At 42.0% G+C, this 16,868-nt stretch carries 15 protein-coding genes; 14 read left to right on the forward strand and 1 reads right to left on the reverse strand.

The window, feature by feature from the left end; genetic code table 11:
- The first annotated feature begins 223 nt into the window (after positions 1–223).
- The 11 genes from NSQ49_RS14510 (at position 224) to NSQ49_RS14560 (ending at position 12,909) form a co-directional block, all read left to right on the forward strand.
- Entirely contained in the window at positions 224–1,702 is a 1,479-nt protein-coding gene (locus NSQ49_RS14510; RefSeq protein ID WP_159863131.1) for an extracellular solute-binding protein, read from the forward strand.
- A gap of 70 nt (positions 1,703–1,772) precedes the next feature.
- On the forward strand, positions 1,773–2,765 hold the full coding sequence (locus NSQ49_RS14515) for an ADP-ribosylglycohydrolase family protein (protein ID WP_159863130.1): 993 nt from the start codon (positions 1,773–1,775) through the stop codon (positions 2,763–2,765).
- Complete coding sequence (locus NSQ49_RS14520; protein ID WP_159863129.1) at positions 2,765–3,796, forward strand: ADP-ribosylglycohydrolase family protein; 1,032 nt, start codon at positions 2,765–2,767, stop codon at positions 3,794–3,796. The genes NSQ49_RS14515 and NSQ49_RS14520 overlap by 1 nt, the downstream gene beginning before the upstream one ends.
- Positions 3,797–4,072: 276 nt before the next feature.
- Positions 4,073–5,431: an acyclic terpene utilization AtuA family protein gene (locus NSQ49_RS14525; RefSeq protein ID WP_159863128.1), complete on the forward strand. Its 1,359-nt coding sequence runs from the start codon at positions 4,073–4,075 to the stop codon at positions 5,429–5,431.
- A 12-nt stretch (positions 5,432–5,443) separates the two neighbouring features.
- Complete coding sequence (locus tag NSQ49_RS14530; RefSeq protein ID WP_159863127.1) at positions 5,444–5,755, forward strand: DUF4387 domain-containing protein; 312 nt, start codon at positions 5,444–5,446, stop codon at positions 5,753–5,755.
- 10 nt (positions 5,756–5,765) lie between these two features.
- Complete coding sequence (gene rbsK / locus NSQ49_RS14535) at positions 5,766–6,692, forward strand: ribokinase (protein WP_251283369.1); 927 nt, start codon at positions 5,766–5,768, stop codon at positions 6,690–6,692.
- Positions 6,664–7,563, forward strand: coding sequence for an ABC transporter permease (locus NSQ49_RS14540; protein WP_159863125.1), 900 nt, complete (start codon positions 6,664–6,666; stop codon positions 7,561–7,563). Before rbsK ends, NSQ49_RS14540 begins: the two co-directional genes overlap by 29 nt.
- 11 nt (positions 7,564–7,574) lie before the next feature.
- Positions 7,575–8,465, forward strand: a complete 891-nt coding sequence (locus NSQ49_RS14545) for a carbohydrate ABC transporter permease (RefSeq protein ID WP_251283368.1) — start codon at positions 7,575–7,577, stop codon at positions 8,463–8,465.
- A 55-nt stretch (positions 8,466–8,520) separates the two neighbouring features.
- Positions 8,521–9,669 (forward strand): ADP-ribosylglycohydrolase family protein, encoded by a 1,149-nt coding sequence (locus tag NSQ49_RS14550; RefSeq protein WP_251283367.1) that lies wholly within the window; start codon positions 8,521–8,523, stop codon positions 9,667–9,669.
- 29 nt (positions 9,670–9,698) lie between these two features.
- On the forward strand, positions 9,699–11,822 hold the full coding sequence (locus NSQ49_RS14555) for an ADP-ribosylglycohydrolase family protein (protein ID WP_251283366.1): 2,124 nt from the start codon (positions 9,699–9,701) through the stop codon (positions 11,820–11,822).
- A gap of 37 nt (positions 11,823–11,859) precedes the next feature.
- Entirely contained in the window at positions 11,860–12,909 is a 1,050-nt protein-coding gene (locus tag NSQ49_RS14560) for a LacI family DNA-binding transcriptional regulator (RefSeq protein ID WP_251283365.1), read from the forward strand.
- A 71-nt stretch (positions 12,910–12,980) separates the two neighbouring features.
- On the opposite strand, the gene NSQ49_RS26730 is transcribed toward NSQ49_RS14560, so the two are convergent.
- On the reverse strand, positions 12,981–13,157 hold the full coding sequence (locus NSQ49_RS26730) for a DUF1360 domain-containing protein (RefSeq protein WP_159863248.1): 177 nt from the start codon (positions 13,155–13,157) through the stop codon (positions 12,981–12,983).
- Positions 13,158–13,495: 338 nt separating this feature from the next.
- Between NSQ49_RS26730 and NSQ49_RS14565 the strand changes: the two genes are divergently transcribed.
- The 3 genes from NSQ49_RS14565 (at position 13,496) to NSQ49_RS14575 (ending at position 16,852) form a co-directional block, all read left to right on the forward strand.
- A complete protein-coding gene (locus NSQ49_RS14565; protein WP_159863122.1) occupies positions 13,496–14,386 on the forward strand; it encodes an acyl-ACP desaturase in 891 nt (296 codons plus the stop codon).
- 167 nt (positions 14,387–14,553) lie between these two features.
- On the forward strand, positions 14,554–14,910 hold the full coding sequence (locus NSQ49_RS14570; protein WP_251283364.1) for a SpoIIAA family protein: 357 nt from the start codon (positions 14,554–14,556) through the stop codon (positions 14,908–14,910).
- Positions 14,911–15,232: 322 nt separating this feature from the next.
- A complete protein-coding gene (locus tag NSQ49_RS14575) occupies positions 15,233–16,852 on the forward strand; it encodes an ABC transporter substrate-binding protein (protein WP_251283363.1) in 1,620 nt (539 codons plus the stop codon).
- Positions 16,853–16,868: the final 16 nt, after the last annotated feature.

The following is a 16,868-nucleotide window of genomic DNA, read 5'->3' on the forward strand; positions in this document are numbered from 1 at the left end:
TATAATATGTAACCGGTTACACAGTGGGATATGAATGTTTTAACAATTTCATCTGATTGGTGATTGTAAGCAATAGCTTTTTTATAGCTAAATGTGTAACCGGTTACATCTTGTGGAATACTAGCTGGATTTTTACTCTATCAAACTCCTAATAGGATGATTGCTTATGGGGGAGTAAGTCGATTCAAATTAGAATATGAAAAATTTTCAAGGGGGAAAAGTGATGAGAAAATCTTTTATTGCCATGCTAAGCCTCATTTTGGTTTTGGGTTTACTGGCAGCTTGTACGAACAAAGAAGATGCAGGTAAGGGAGGTAAAAAAGATAAAGATGGGAGTACAACAATCCGTGTTGTAATGAAGGATGATAACAGCTCTAACCCTGTATCAGAAAAGTATTATGATGCGATTGAAAAGGGTCTCCTTGAAGATGAAAATATTAAAGTGAATTTTGAATTAGTCGACCTCCCGCAAGGTAATTATGCTGAGAAGTTAAACTTGCTGCTCAACAGCGGAGATATACCTGACATGATTTACTTTCAAGGCGGAGATCAAGCCATGGCTGATCAAGGCTTGTTAGAAGATTTAAGACCATACATCAAGGAATCAAAATACCTAAAAGATATTATCCAGCCATTTAACGAAAAGAGGTTGGAAAATTATCCATACCTGCTTTGGATTAAACCGCTTGCTCCTAAAGTTCCTGTCATTAGAGGAGACTGGTTTAACAAAATGGAGACTTCTAAAGCACTAATGGAAAATCCAACTGTGGACAATTATTATGCATTTTTTAAAGAGTTAGTTGACAAGAAGCCTGGCAGTGATAAACCGAAATATGCCATTACGGTTGCCGGCGACATAGCAGAAATCGACTATATGTTTGATATGGCTTTTGGGATCAATAAGACATGGCTGCAAAAAGAAGATGGATCTTATGAATTCTCTAGAGTTTCAAAGCAGCAAAAAGAAAAGCTGGAGTTCTATAACAAGTTATATAAAGAAGGTCTATTGGACCCTCAATATTTAACAAAGCAATGGGATACAAAGGAAAAAGCATTTTTTGATGGAGATGCAGCGATTATCCCTGGTACAGCTGGAAAAGTAATTGATATTTATGAAGGCAAAATGGTTCAAGTGAGCGGAGAAGAAGCGTCATTAGTCACACTGCCGCCTGCAAAGGGTGAGTATCAAGGCTTTGGTGCTACAGATGTTACGAAAGAATCAAGAGGTATTGCCATCTCTGCAAATTCTGAGAATAAAGACCTTGTGTTTAAGATTCTGGATTATATGGCAAGCCCTGAGGGACAAATGATTGACCGATTTGGATTTGAAGGCGAGCACTATAAAGAAGCGGATGGAAAGCTTCAGCTTACTGATAAATATTACAGTGAATGGTTCGCAAGATTCTGGGAGCCGGCTGATTATACACCAGCTACTCCAGTAGATGAAGCAACACCATTATTAAGTGAATCCGCAGAAAAATCACTTCAATCAGCAGAAGAGTTTTATGAAGAGGATAATAGCTTCATTATCCCGGAAGAATACGTTGCTAATTGGGATGCTATGCAAAATCTATATTTGGAATATACAACGGACATCATTACTGGCAAACGTCCAATCTCTGATTTCGAAAAATTCGTGAAAGAGTGGAACAAAGCAGGCGGAAAAGAGATTACAGAACTGGCAAATAAACATTTAAAATAATCCTAAAAAAATAGTGGAGACTCCGATCTCCGCTATTTTTTTAGCAAACTTTGACAAAGGGGGGCCTCATTTGAAATTTGAACAATGGTATAAGAAGGTTTATGGCTGTTTAATAGGATTATCAGTCGGTGACGCGCTGGGAGCTCCGACCGAAGGCCTGGCTTTGGAAGAGATAAAGGAAAAATACGGCTGGGTTACTGATTTTGTCAATGATGATCCAGTGGGAACAGATGATACCGAATATACAATGCTGACTGCAAAAATCATCTTAAAATATGGCAGCAAACTAAACTATGAGGACATGACAAGAGAATGGACACGCTATCTTGTCTCCCAGGAAGGCGGCTTTAAAGGCGGCGGCTTTAGTGAAGTTGAGGCGATCTTTAATCTGCGAAAAGGGCTTGCCGTTCCTGCAGCTGGGGTTGATAACCATCAAATGTGGAGTGACGGAGTAGCCATGAGAATTTCTCCAATTGGCATTTTTTGTGCCGGAAATCCGGAGGAAGCAGCCAGGCTGGCTGAGATTGAAGCCAGAGTAAGCCACGACCGGGATGGAGTATATTGCGGTCAAGCTGTGGCCGCAAGTGTTGCTTACGCCATGACGGGAAAGGATTGGCAAAAAGTAATTGAAACAGGAATGAATTATATACCTAAGGATTCCTGGACCCATCGGAAAATCGACGAGGCTGTAGAAATTGGCTTAAAGTATAACGATGTTCAAGATGCTATGGAAGAGCTCTATAATAAGATCTCGGTTTTTTACTATCCTTGGGCTGATATGGGACCGGAAGCTATTCCGCTCGCTTATGGATTGTTTGCCGCAGCAAAGGGTGAATATATTCCTTCTGTCCTGGGCGGAGTCAATATCGGAAGAGATTCTGACACAATAGCGGCTATGAATGGCGCCATGGCAGGAGCGTTACATGGCGCCGATGCTGTGCCAAAGGCTTGGCAGGACAGAATTAATATTATCCGCGGACGATGTGTTCTGGCCATGAAGGGAATAGACGTTCGAGATATTGCCAAAGATTTAACAAATGTATTAATAGGAGGAAAAGAGTAATGTCCTATGATAAAATTTACGGTTCTCTTCTTGGTATGGCAATGGGTGACTCGACAGGCTTTGCTGCGATGTATCATAGATCGCTCGTACTTCCTCCTAAGCGAAGAAAGCGTTTATGGAGCTTTAGTCAAATTACCGACCAGCATCGGATTAATAAAATTTCACTGCCCTTCACACATGCTCTGAGCGAGGAAATTTTAGATCTGTGCGGAACGGATGATACAGAATTTGCGGTCATGGCAGCCCAAATCCTTCTGGATTGCGGAAATGAAGTAACAGAAGAAAAATTACTTCATGGCTGGATGCAATATATAGTTGGAGCTGAACAGGAAATATGGAGCGGCGTAAGTGAGAGAGCCTCTATTGAAAACATTAAAAAAGGAATCCTTCCACCGGCATCTGGCAATGATAATCCTCATCACTATGATGATGGTGCTGTTTCGCGTGCGGTTCCAATCGGTCTTATTTTTAAAGATCAGCCTGAAAAAGCTGCAAATATTGCACAGAAAATGGCTTCTATCACAAATGCTGAAGATGGCATCTATGCAGCACAGGCCATGGCAGCCAGCATAGCTGCAGCCCTATCAGGCGCTTCTCCGCAGTTGGCAGTAGAAGAAGGATTAAAATACGTACCGGAAAATACCTGGATTCAAAGAAAAATGGAGCTTGCCCTAAATGTATTAGATGAAACAAATGGGGACGGATTTGCAGCTATACCTCTATGGCAAAAACGAGTGGTCAATGCTGTCTATAACTATGCCAATATTGCTCCTGAGACACTCTCAGTTGCTTACGCCATTTTCCTAAGTACAGAAGGAAATCTGCAAAAAGGAATTCAGCTGGCATCCTTACTGCCGAAGCAATCAGATAGTATGCCTGCAATGGTTGGTGCCCTAGCTGGAGCTTCAGAGGGGGCAAATGCGGTCCCGGAAACCTGGAAAGAAGCATTAGACAAAATTAAAGGAATTTGTATTCCCAGTTTACAAGGGACATCCCTAAAGAGTGTTGCTGCTAAATTGGCCAGCTATTAAAAGGACTGAAGTATAATGTAGATGCACGATATACTGAAAGGTTGAATATGTAATCGTGCATCTTATCTTAATCGGGTATTGGTTTATAAAAGTGTGAACATTACGATAATAATAGGTTGACAGGAATGGCTGTTGGAAGGTACCATAAATATATAAATGTGTAACCGGTTACACATTCTCTGGGTTTGATAACCCCTTTTTTTAAGACAATATGTAACCGGTTACACATCAAAGTGTTTAACAGACAAAAAACCAGTTAAAAAAGAGGTTAATACTATGACTAGCAGTGATGTACGTATTGTTTCACCGTGCGGAATATTAGGATATGGATTTCCGGAGGAGTCATTTAACAGGGCTTTTGAGAACGGGCAAAAGGTTGATGGAATTGTAGTAGATGCCGGTTCGACTGATGCCGGTCCGCATAAACTCGGTGCGGGTGTGGCGATTGTGAGCCGCCGGGCAACCAAAAAAGATTTGGATATCATCATTAAAAATGGAGTTCCACGGGGGATTCCGATTGTGATCGGATCCGCTGGCGGAGCTGGTGCCAAGCCGCATATGGAGTGGACATTGGATATTATTAAGGAAGTTCTGGAAGAACGCAGCTTAACAGCTAAAATGGCCATGATTTGGGCAGATTTTACACAGGAAGAAATTATGAAAGCAAACCATGAGGGCCGAATTAATCCTCTCACGCCTAACATTCCGTCACTTACAGATGAAATCATTCTAGAGACCAGCAACATTGTTGCACAGATGGGGCATGAGCCTATTTTGGAAGCTCTCGAAAACGGAGCTGACATTATTGTCTGTGGAAGGGCATATGACCCGTCACCCTTTGCAGCAGTTGGAATATACCGCGGCAAAGATCCAGGTCTCGCTTACCATCTTGGAAAGATTCTGGAATGTGGTGCACTATGTGCAGAACCAGGGACAACAAAGGATTGTATAGTTGGGACACTAAAGGAAGATTCCTTCACAGTTCAGTCCCTGAACCCTATGCGTAAATGCTCGCCGATTAGTGTAAGTGCCCATACCTTTTATGAAAAAGAACATCCATTTATTTTACATGGGCCAGGCATCATCCTTGATCTTAGCCAATGCGAGTTTACCCAAGTGAGCGACGGTGTTGTCGAGGTGAAAAATAGTAAACTGCAAAAAAATGATCAGTATTGCATCAAGCTGGAAGGTGCGAGAAAGGTTGCATACAGAACCTTTGTTATCGCTGGTGTCCGTGACCCGATTTTAGTAGAAAATATCGAAGGAATCGAGGAGCTTGTGATAGAGCAGGTTAGAGAGTATTACGAGGATATCCCGGAAGAAGATTATTCTATCAACTTCTATAATTATGGGAAAAATGGAGTGCTCGGTTCAAGAGAAAGTGCACCTTTCCACGGACATGAGATTGGCGTCATGTTTGAAGTGGTAGCCAAAACACAAGAACTTGCAAACAGTATCTGCTCGAGTGTGAGATCTACATTTCTTCATTACGGGTATGAAAATCGGAAATCAACAGCCGGTAATTTAGCCTTTCCATTTGCTCCAAGTGATGTAGAGTTTGGACCTGTGTATGAGTTTTCTCTCTATCACCTAATGGAAATCACTGAAAGTCCATTTGTCATTGAGTATTTGTAAGGGGATGAAAACATGGCCGCTTTATTTGATCTAGCTAAAGTCTTACGAAGTAAAAATGCAGGACCATTCGAGCTGACATTCGATATTTTATTTGATTCTAAGGAAATTTATGAGCGAGTCAAGGACTCGGGGAAAATCAATAAACAAACCATTTGTGACTTATATAACCTTACTTGCGACCAGATAGATCATCTCGTTTTCTACGATCAGGCACTTGGAATTAAGATTACAATTCTAAGAGATATCTCATCTGGAACAGTTGGAGACAGGGATGTTTATGGCGCACAGCAGCATGCACCGTTAATGAATATACTGATTGATTAGGATGATGAACATGCAGAGAATAGCCGTTGTTGGAAGCATCAATATGGATTATTTTATTGAAAGCGAGATACTGCCTAAATTAGGAGAAACCGTCCTGGGTGAGAATTTCTTTTTATCCATTGGCGGCAAGGGGGCCAATCAAGCTGTGGCAGCAGCCCGTCTTGGCGGAAATGTGTCCTTATTCGGATCGGTTGGTGATGATGAGAATAGTGATTTCATTATCAAAAAGCTGGAGAATGAGAATATCAATCTGGTAAATCTTCAATCTGTAAAAGGATTGCCTACAGGAGCAGCGTTTATTGAGCTTTGTCAAAGTGAAAATCGCATAATTGTGGTACCTGGTGCCAATACACAGACCAATGTTGACTATGTAAAAAATTCTGTATCAGAGCTTCTGAACTGCGATGTGATTGTATTTCAGCTCGAGACACCGTTAGACATGATAGAGTATTTGGTTCCGCTCCTTTATGAAAGAGGAAAAACGATTATTATCAATCCGGCCCCGGCACAAACACTCAGCCCAGGGCTTATTAACAAGGTTACCTATATTACACCGAATGAACACGAATACAAATTAGTGTTTAACACCGATGATTCAATGGAAGAGCTCCTTAGAAAGCATCCCAATAAACTAATCATTACGTGCGGGTCAGAGGGAGTTCGTTTCTTTGATGGCGCAGAGATCAGATTAGTTCCATCCATTAAGATAAGTCCGGTTGACACAACGGGAGCCGGCGATACCTTTTCAGGCGCTTTCGCTGTTGCCATTGCCGAAGGGAACAGCCTCGAAGACAGCATACGATTTGGCAACATAGCAGCTGGCCTATCGGTTACTAAAAAGGGTGCACAAACGGGAATGCCAAAGCGAAATGAAGTGACTCAATTTGTAAAGGAAAAGGAGTATAAAGATGAAAAAGGGCATACTGAAGCAAATTAAATCAAGCTGGGTCCTATATCTTATGCTTTTTCCAGCCCTTCTTTATTTTTCGATCTTCCACGTCGTTCCGTTAATTGGAATGAAGCTGGCATTTCAGGATTACCGGATTATCGGTGATAATGTTTGGGTCGGGATGAAGCATTTTAAGATTCTATTCAGCTCCCCAGCCTTTTTGGATGTATTACAAAACACCATTATTATTAGTGTGATGAAGATTGTATTCTTCTTTCCGATTCCGATTATCTTATCTTTATTGATTAACGAAGTCAGAGTCGGCAAATTTAGAAAATATGTTCAGTCCATTGTTTACCTTCCTCACTTTTTATCATGGGTCGTGATTGCAGGAATCTGGATTGCATTTCTAAATCCGGAAGTTGGCGGAGTAAACGTAATTCGCAGCTTTTTCAATATGCCTTCGCTTGATTTCATGACAAGTAAAGACCATATCCGCTGGGTATTGGTATTCCAGGAAATTTGGCGCAGTGCAGGGTGGGACTCCATAATTTACTTGGCTGCCATTCTGAAAATAAGCCCGTCTCTCTATGAAGCTGCCAAAATTGACGGAGCATCTAAAATACAGCAAATGAGATACATCACATTGCCTTCCTTAACTTCAACAATCATGACAGTCTTTATTCTAAATCTGGGATTCTTCATGAATGCCGGTTTTGATCAGGTATTTAATATGATGAATTCGTCTGTCATCAGCGTGATTGATATTTTAGACACTTATGTATATCGAATCGGTCTCTTAAATGGCCAATATGCTTATGCAACGGCAGCGAGCCTTTTCAAGGGTGTAATTGGGGTTATCTTAATTTTAAGCACACACTTTATCTCAAAAAGAATTTCTGGTAAAGGTGTTTGGTAGGAGGTGGAACGATGATGAATAAATTAAAAAAATTAAGTGTATCAACCATTATTATTTACAGCATTTTGCTTTTAGTTTCTTTAACTGTGCTAGTTCCGCTTCTTCACTTGCTGGCAATGTCGTTATCAGATCCTCTCAAAGTCCATAAACTAAGCGGCCTGGGTATCATTCCTGAAGGATTTTCACTCATTAACTACAAAATTTTATTATCAAACCCGCTAATTTTAAAAAGTATTTTTAACACCTTATTTATAACCGTTGTGGGTACAGCCTTGAATCTGCTGCTTACTGCAATGACAGCCTATGTGCTGGCAAGAACGAAGTTTCCTGGCCGCAATCTTGTCATGATCTTCCTGATTGTCATCATGGTATTTGAACCAGGATTAATACCGGAATACTTACTGGTGAAAAATCTTGGATTGCTGGATACTTACGCTTCTCTCATTCTTTATAAGACAATCAATATATTTTACTTGTTTATTATGATGAGATTTTTTGAGGATGTTCCTGAGAGTATTCTGGAAGCAGCGCGTATGGATGGGGCCGGGCACTTCCGTATCTTTACAAAAATCATGCTGCCTTTATCGAAGCCGGCTTTGGCAACAATGGGTCTGTTTTATGGAGTTTACCACTGGAATGAATACTTCCGGGCGACAATCTACTTAACGGACACAGGCAAATGGCCACTGCAGCTTGTACTTCGGCAATTTGTAGTAGAACGTGATAATACATCACTGCTGGGAGCGCAAAACTTCCTATCCTATGATCAGATAGCAACGCTTGATTTCGCTTCTCTGCAGGCAGGAACGATCATCATCTCGGTTGTGCCTTTGCTGCTCATTTATCCGTTGATATTAAAGTATTATGCAAAGGGTGCTTTTGAGGGTGGAGTCAAAGACTGATTATTACTCTCTAGGTGGAAAAGAGTAAACACAACAGTAAAAAAGGAGTCTTCATATGGTTACTTTTAAAGAACGTGTAAGAGGTATTGTGCTATCCACTGCACTTGGGGATGCGATGGGAGCACCTGTTGAAAAATTAAGCTATGAAGAGATTAAAAAAATGTATAGGAGGGTTGAGTCGCTCCGTACCAGATGGTACAAGGGAGATTACCCGGCTGACTTAAATCTGGGCAGAAGAAGGGGCAACGGTACAGTTACAGACGACACCCTAATGACTGTTGCTCTCATAAACGTCTATAACAAAGAAAAAAGACATATAGATGCCTATGATATGGGAAACGAATTTGTGAAGGAAATCGCTTTTAACAAAACGTATATCCCTGAGTTTGGAAGAGAAGCGCTCATTATTGATCGTCTCTTCTACCCGGAAAAATATATTTTCATGCGTCATGTATTAGCCAATTGTGAGCCGCGTGAAGGTGGAATTGGCAATATGATCAACTGCGGGGCTGCGATGTATATCGCGCCAGTTGGAATCGTCAATGCCGGAAATCCGAAGGCTGCCTATGATGAAGCGATTTTGTTTGCAATGGGACATCAAAGCAGCTACGGCCTGGAAGCTGCTGGGGTGCTGGCAGCCTGTGTGGCAAAGGCTTTTGAAGAAAATGTGACAGTAGATGAAATTGTGGAGACAGCCCTTTATTTTGCTAAGGATGGAACAAAGAATGCAATCCGTGATTTAACTGCAGCTGCCAGGAAATTGCATTCGGAAGGTGCAGATATGGATACGGTTATTTCTACATTCCAAAATGTGATAGAACCATACTCGCCAATGAAAGACGATGTTCACCGCAAAATGGAGAAGGTTGGTGTACCTTCCAATCACTATACACCAAGCAGGCTTTTCTCCATTGAAGAGCTGCCAATGGCGTTAGCGTTCATGGTGTTAAATGATGGGGATTACTATGGAACTATATTAGATGGCATAAACTCTGGCCGTGATACAGATTCCATCGGGGTAATGGCCGGTGTTATTTTAGGTGCAATGTACGGAGAACGTGTTATTCGTTCTGAAGATGTTGAGCTTTTACAGGAAACGAACAAAATGAATTTACTCGAGACAGCAGACCAATTCTCAGAAACTGCTAAGCTGATTATTGAGCAGGACCTGCAGCTGAATGAAAAAAGAAAAAACCTTCTTTAAAACACTTTGGGGATGGGGAGCTGAGTAATTTGTTGCCTAAAAACTATGTAGAGAGAGTCTATGCCGGCTTCCTCGGAATGAATATTGGAATCCGGCTCGGGGCACCACTGGAGCCAAATGAATGGTCATATGAAAAAATCCAGGAAATTCATGGCGATATCCGGGGGTATGTGAAGGATTATAAAACCTTTTCTGCTGACGATGATGCCAATGGTCCGGTTTATTTTATCCGGGCATTAATAGATGACGCACGGGGGCGGGAACTGACACCGCAGGATGTTGCAAGAGCCTGGCTGAACTATTCGCGGGAAGGAATCGGTATGTTTTGGTGGGGCGGAGACCAAATCAGCACAGAGCATACGGCCTATTTAAACCTTAAAAAAGGCATCCCTGCCCCAAAGTCTGGTTCGGCTGAAGTCAATGGCATCATTATGGCTGAGCAGATTGGCGGACAAATCTTTATCGATACATGGGGATTGCTTTTTCCTGATAATATTCAAAAGGCAGCCGATTATGCTGAGATAGCGGCAAGTGTATCTCATGATAAAAATGGGCTATATGGGGCGCGCTTTATGGCAGCGTGTATTTCGAGAGCCTTTTCAGCTGAAAGCATGGATGTTATTATCGAAGCAGGATTATCCGTAATTCCAAAAGATTCCACCTATTATGCTGTCGTGAAAGCTGTGATTGATTTTTATCAGGAGCATCCGGAAGAAGAGGATTTCCGGAAGTGCCGTCAGTATTTAGAAAATGAGTGGGGCTATGATAAGTACACGGGAGTATGCCATATCATCCCAAATGCCGGCGTATGTGCCCTGGCCCTCATGTATGGAAAAGGGGATTTAGCACGGACTGTTGAAATAGCTACGATGTGCAGCTGGGATACGGATTGTAATGCAGGAAATGTAGGAACTATCGCAGGAGTTTTTGCCGGCCTTGATGCAATTCCAGGTCATTATCGAAAGCCAATCAACGATATGATTGCGACATCCAGCGTGTCAGGCTATTTGAATGTGCTGGATATCCCGACCTTCTGTAAAGAGCTTGCCGTTCTGGGCTATCAGGTGAATGGGCTGGAAGCTCCACAGAGATTAGTGGAAAGCATCCGAAACGGGGAAGTTTACCTGGATTTTACCTTGCCGGGATCAACCCACGGCTTTAAGACGAATAATGCTTTTAAGACATTATTGACCCCATGCAATGATCTAGGCATTGAGGGACGCCGGGGCTCATTGTCTGTTCTGTTTGACAGATTTATAGAAGGGGATTCAAGTAAAATATTTTACAAGCCGTTCTATCGCCGTGAAGATTTTAATGATGAGAAATATAAGCCGACCTTTGCACCTTCTGCATACAGTGGACAAAAGGTTTCGGCAAAGGTGTATATGGATAAATGGCAAGGTGGGGCGGATGTTTATTTGACTCCTTATGTCCGCAATAGTTACACAAAGAGTGATGTGAGGCTGGACTCCATCACATTAAACCATCAGCAGTGGCTTGATATTGAATTTGTGATCCCGGAGACTGATGGAGCATTGATTGATGAGGTGGGCTTTATTGTTGAGAGTCCATCACCTGCAGATAACCGTTCATTTGGAAAGTTTTATATCGGCGAGTTCCGGATCTTTGGCAATGCAGATTACTCCATTGATTTTGCCAAACAAGCCATGGATTTCAAATGTGTAACACCATTTGCTCATCACCGTGGCGAATGGACGCTGGAAAATGGTTTTATGAAAGCTGCTGCAGGTGAAGGAGATACTTCTTCCTTTACAGGGAACTATTATGGCCGTGACCTTGAACTGGATATAAGTTTTCAGCCTGTTTCCGGAAAAAGCCACGGGGTCATTCTTCGGGCAATTGGAACCGAACGCTATTATTGGGCAGGATTCGATGGTGACAATCAGGTTTCATTAATTGAAAATAACTTTGGATTTAAGCGCTTAAAGACAATTTCATATGAATGGAATCATGAAGCTATATATAACGTTAAGGCCATCAGCAAAGGAACTGCTGTTCAGATAGAAATCAATGGAGAACGGGTTCTGGATTTCGATGGATTGGGAAATGAATATGGAATGGCAGGATTTGGCCTGCTGGAAAAAGGGGAAACAACAGTGCGAAGTTTCCATGTAAAAGAAATGAATAAATAGGTTAGAGCACAAGAATCCTTTCGAAGGAGAATTTTGCGTGAGAGAAAAACAAATTACCATTCGGGATGTTGCAAAGGAGGCAGGCGTATCCGTAGCGACAGTGTCCAGGTATTTAAACAATAAAGGATATATCAGCCAAAAATCGGAGCTTAAAATTCGCGATGTGATGGAGCGCTTAAACTATCATCCAAATGAAATCGCGAGAGGATTAGCGAAAAAGAAAACCCGGACGATTGCCCTGATTATCCCTGATATTACAAACCCGTTTTTTCCAGAGCTTGTCGTGGCAATTGAAGAAGTGGCGAAATCAAAAGGGTACAGCATCATCCTGGTCAATACCCAGGACGGGGATATGGAAGATAATCATTTTTGGACACAGCTTCAAAACCGATATGTCGATGGCTTTATCCTGGCATCGTTCGAAATGAGCGAAAAAGTCGTGAAGGCTATTGAAAACTCAAAAATACCGTTTGTAAGAATTGACCGTGCAGCCGAAGATAACACCTGTGACTCGATTGGATTAGATAACTATAAAGGGGCCAGGCTGGCTGTTGAGCACCTGATTGAGGCAGGCTGCAAGAAGATCGCCCATATCAGCGGACCGAAGTCATTCCCTCCATCATCGGAACGGAAACGGGGATATGTGGAGTCGGTTACTGATTGGGCCGAGAGGAATGGAAAAGAATCTCCAGAGGATGCAGTTATCGTCTGCGAAGGAGACTTTACATTAGAAAGCGGCAAGCTGCTGACTCAAGTCCTTATGAACCAGCATAAAGATGTGGACGGGATATTTCTTGGCAATGATTTAATGGCGATCGGCTGTCTCAAAGCTCTTAAGCTAATGGGCTACCAAGTTCCACAGGAAGTCGCAATAATCGGCTTTGATGGAATCAAGCTGACCGAAATGGTAGAGCCGGAAATTAGTACAATTGAACAGCCTATCTATGATATCGGGGCAGTATCCACTAACAAACTCATTCGTAAAATTGAGGGAATAGAGGATGATCAATCATTGCCGGTTGAGCCATCTCTGGATATTCGTCTAGTTGCAAGAGCATCCACGCTTGGTTTTGGGAAATTCCGATGAAATCGGATGGAACGGACAAGGGAAGAAAGGTGGAAAACTCTGCCTTTCTCTACCTTGTCTTATTTCTTTTCCTATATAAGAAGTATTCTTAAGAACTGTTTTAGAGTTAAAACAGTTCTTTTAATATGTTTTATAAAACAATATGAAATGAGACTGCTTTGGCAGGTCCAAAGCGATTTTTTTGTTGTGCACCAATAACAGCTTATTAATTCTTGGAATAGCTTGAGCTGGCAGTTTAGCTTTTTAATAGATTTAAGCTCTCTAACAGAAGTTTTTTATTTTAAATCTAACTTATAGGAGTTCCCTCTTTTTATCACATGAGTATCAGCCTAAGATCAGAACTGAAGATAGAATAGCGGCTGGCTGCTAGAGTGAATCCTACCCAATAGGACATCGACCAATGTCGAAACGAACGCTGTCATCAGCTGGAGATTGACGTCGAAAGGACGCAGAAATTTGCATGTTTAAAGTCCCAATTTCCTGAAAATTCGACTTTTATATTAGTTAGTTAAAGAACTAATGTGCTATAGTAAATTTAGTAACAGGTCATAATAGTTAGCTATAGAATAGCGATGGGGGTCTACACTTGTTAACAAATCATCTTGATTTTCGTCTGGAGCCGAAGGTAAGGGAATTGTATGAGGAGCACAAAAAGCGGGCTGAAAAAATAGATTGGGGCTATCACGAATTTCTTCCTTGGGATAAAGCCATGGATTTCCGGCGAGTACCATGGGATGAGAGCCAGGTGACGCTTCCGGAGCCCGTCATTACAGCAGTGGAGACAGCTCTCCTGACAGAAGTGAATCTTCCATGGTTCACCTCTTATTTGGACCAGACCTTTAAAGGGTCATTGAGTGTTATTAAGGAATTTGTGCATACCTGGACAGCGGAAGAGGATCAGCACTCCAACCTGCTTGAAACCTATCTGTTAATCACCCGGAATGTCCATCCGGGAAGGCTTCACCAGCTTCACAAGCAAACAGTGGAAAATGGCTGGAACCCGGATTTCCATACCCCATTTGAAACAATGGTATATACCTCCATGCAGGAGCTGGCCACCATGGTGTTTTACTATAATGTCGCGAAGGTGGCAGGGCCTCATGATAAGGATTTGTCCAGCCTGCTGAGAAGATTGGCTAAGGATGAGACGCTGCATTATACTTTTTACAGGGACGTTATAAAACACCACCTGCAATTAGAACCTAACTATTGCTACTATCTCGCGAACGTCATCATGAACTTTAAAATGCCGGGTGCTGTCATGCCGGATTTTGAAAACCGCATGGCGATCATCGCAAAAGAAGCCAATTACGGCCCGCTCGAATATTTTGATCAGGTTCTCGATGTCATTATAGACTATTGGGAAATTGAGAAGCTCCGTCCGATCGCACCGGAAGCAGAGAAAGCAAGACTCGATATATTAAACTATCATGCCCGCCTCAAAAAGGTCCGGGACCGATTTTACAGCAAGAAATAAGGTATAGAACCGGCCCGGGAAGGCTGGTTCTATTTTTGCTGGAATAGGCCCCAATTGTGAATACTGCAAATAACACACCATTTTTCAATAAAAACACCCCAACGCTAGTTTTGAAGCCCGTTTAATCGGGAATTTACCTCAATAAAACAATTTGGAGGTAATCATTTATGCTTCAATTGATAGAATCCCGCTCTCCTTCTACCATTGCCTTAGCCTTTAATGGCAATGCAACCAAGGAGGATGCTGAAAAACTGGATCAATATGTGAGAGAAAATTTTAAAGAAGACCAGAAATTCAATATCCTGGCCATCTTGACAGATGTGGACGGAACAACCTTCCAGGGTGCAGCGGAAGGAATGGGGTTTGATATAAAAAGATGGAAGCAGTTTAATAAATTCGCTGTTGTAAGTGATAAAGACTGGATTGGCACTTTTTCAAAGCTCACGAACTACCTGCCGGGGATCACGGTTGAATACTTTGAAGGCCATCAGCTGGAAGAAGCCTGGTCTTGGATATTGAAATAGCCTTATAAGGGCTATTTTTTTGGATCTCTAATAAAATCTAGTTTCCATGGATGGCTCAGGATGACTGGGCCATTTTTTTGTTTAAGGTAATCTAAATAACTATTAGAAAGTCTGAAAATATTTGTAATCGCTTACAATCTTTATAGTAGAGAAGTTGATAAGACAAGCTTTCAAAAATAAGTATTTCGTCTCTAAAAATATAGTAGAATATTTCGATAATCTAAGATATACTGATTTTTATTAAAAAGTATGAAAAGTCTAAAAATGACCTTATCTTACTTTTCAGCTCCGCTTACATAGAAATTACAAGGGGGAAAAAACGATGAGAATGAAGTCTTCATTAGTATTAAGCATTTTACTGATTTTTTCGATGCTGCTTTCAGCATGTTCAGGCAGCGGTGAAGAAGCATCTGGCAGCAGCAGCGGCGATCCAAAAGAGGGCGGTTCCTTAATTTATGCCCGCGGTGCTGATGCAATTGGATTGGATCCCATCAATGTAACAGATGGCGAATCCATCCGTGTAACTAGCAATATTTTTGAAACACTTTTTGTGTATGATGAAAATCTTGAAGTCCAGCCCGGATTAGCGGAATCCCACAAAGTCTCTGATGACGGACTGACTTGGACCATTAACCTGAAAAAGGGCATCAAGTTTCAGGATGGAACCGATTTTAATGCGGAAGCTGTCGTGTTCAACTTTGATCGGTGGATGGATCCTGAGAACCCCTACCACAACGGGGATTTTCCGTACTACCCTTTCTTGTATGGAGGGTTTAAAGGAGATCCAAACCATAAAATCGAGTATGTAAAAGCAGTTGATGAATCAACAGTAGAGTTTAAGTTAACTGAAAAGACAGCTCCATTTATCAGCTATTTGGCTATTCCTATGTTTGGAATTGCAAGTCCGGCTGCGATCGAAAAGCATGGCGACAAATTCTATCAAAATCCAGTGGGAACCGGCCCATTTGTATTTGACAGCTGGAAAACCAATGACAAAATAGTGCTGAAGAAAAATGAAAATTATGCAGGTGAAGGTCCATACCTGGATGAGCTGATCTTCCGCGTTATTCCGGAAAATTCCGCACGCCTTACAGCTCTTCAAGCGGGTGAAGTCGACATCATTGATGGGTTAAATCCGGATGATGCCACGACCATTGAAGCTGATTCCAATTTAAGTCTTGTCAAGCGCCCAAGCTTTAACATTGGCTACATGGTTCTGAACACACAAATGGCACCTTTTGATGATGTTAAAGTCCGCCAGGCAGTCAATATGGCCATAGATAAACAAGCCATTGTGGATGCGTTTTACAACGGCTATGCTGAAGTGGCGAAAAACCCATTCCCATCTGTATTATGGGGCTATAATGACAGCATTGAAGACTACAAATTGAATGTGGAAGAAGCGAAAAAACTATTGGCAGAAGCCGGTTATCCAGATGGATTTAAAACTCAGCTTTGGGCGATGAGCAATCCGAGGCCGTATATGCCGCAGCCAATGAAGGTGGCAGAAGCCATCCAGTCAGATTTGAAGAAGGTCGGCATCGAAGCTGAAATTGTAACCTATGAATGGGCAACGTACCTTCAAAAGTCCGGAAACGGGGAACATCCTATGGGATTATACGGCTGGACAGGTGTAATGGCCGATCCGGATAACTTCCTGTTCCCGAACCTGAGTGCAACGAATACGGAGAAACCTGCCAGTAACCGTGCCTTCTATGAAAATGAGGAATTTACAAAGCTTCTGCAGGATGCACGTGTAACATTTGACCAGGATGAACGGGCAAAGCTTTACCAGGAGGCTCAGGAAATTTTTCATAAAGATGCCCCGTGGGTGACGCTCGCACATACAACACCGCCAATCGCAATGGCGGCCTATGTCCAGGGATTCTCTGCACATCCAATGGAAGATGATGATTTTACAAAGGTTTACCTGACTAATTAACAGCCGGAAGCCCCTG

It is taken from the genome of Cytobacillus sp. FSL R5-0377, from assembly GCF_038004385.1.
Taxonomy (GTDB): Bacteria; Bacillota; Bacilli; order Bacillales; family Cytobacillaceae; genus Cytobacillus.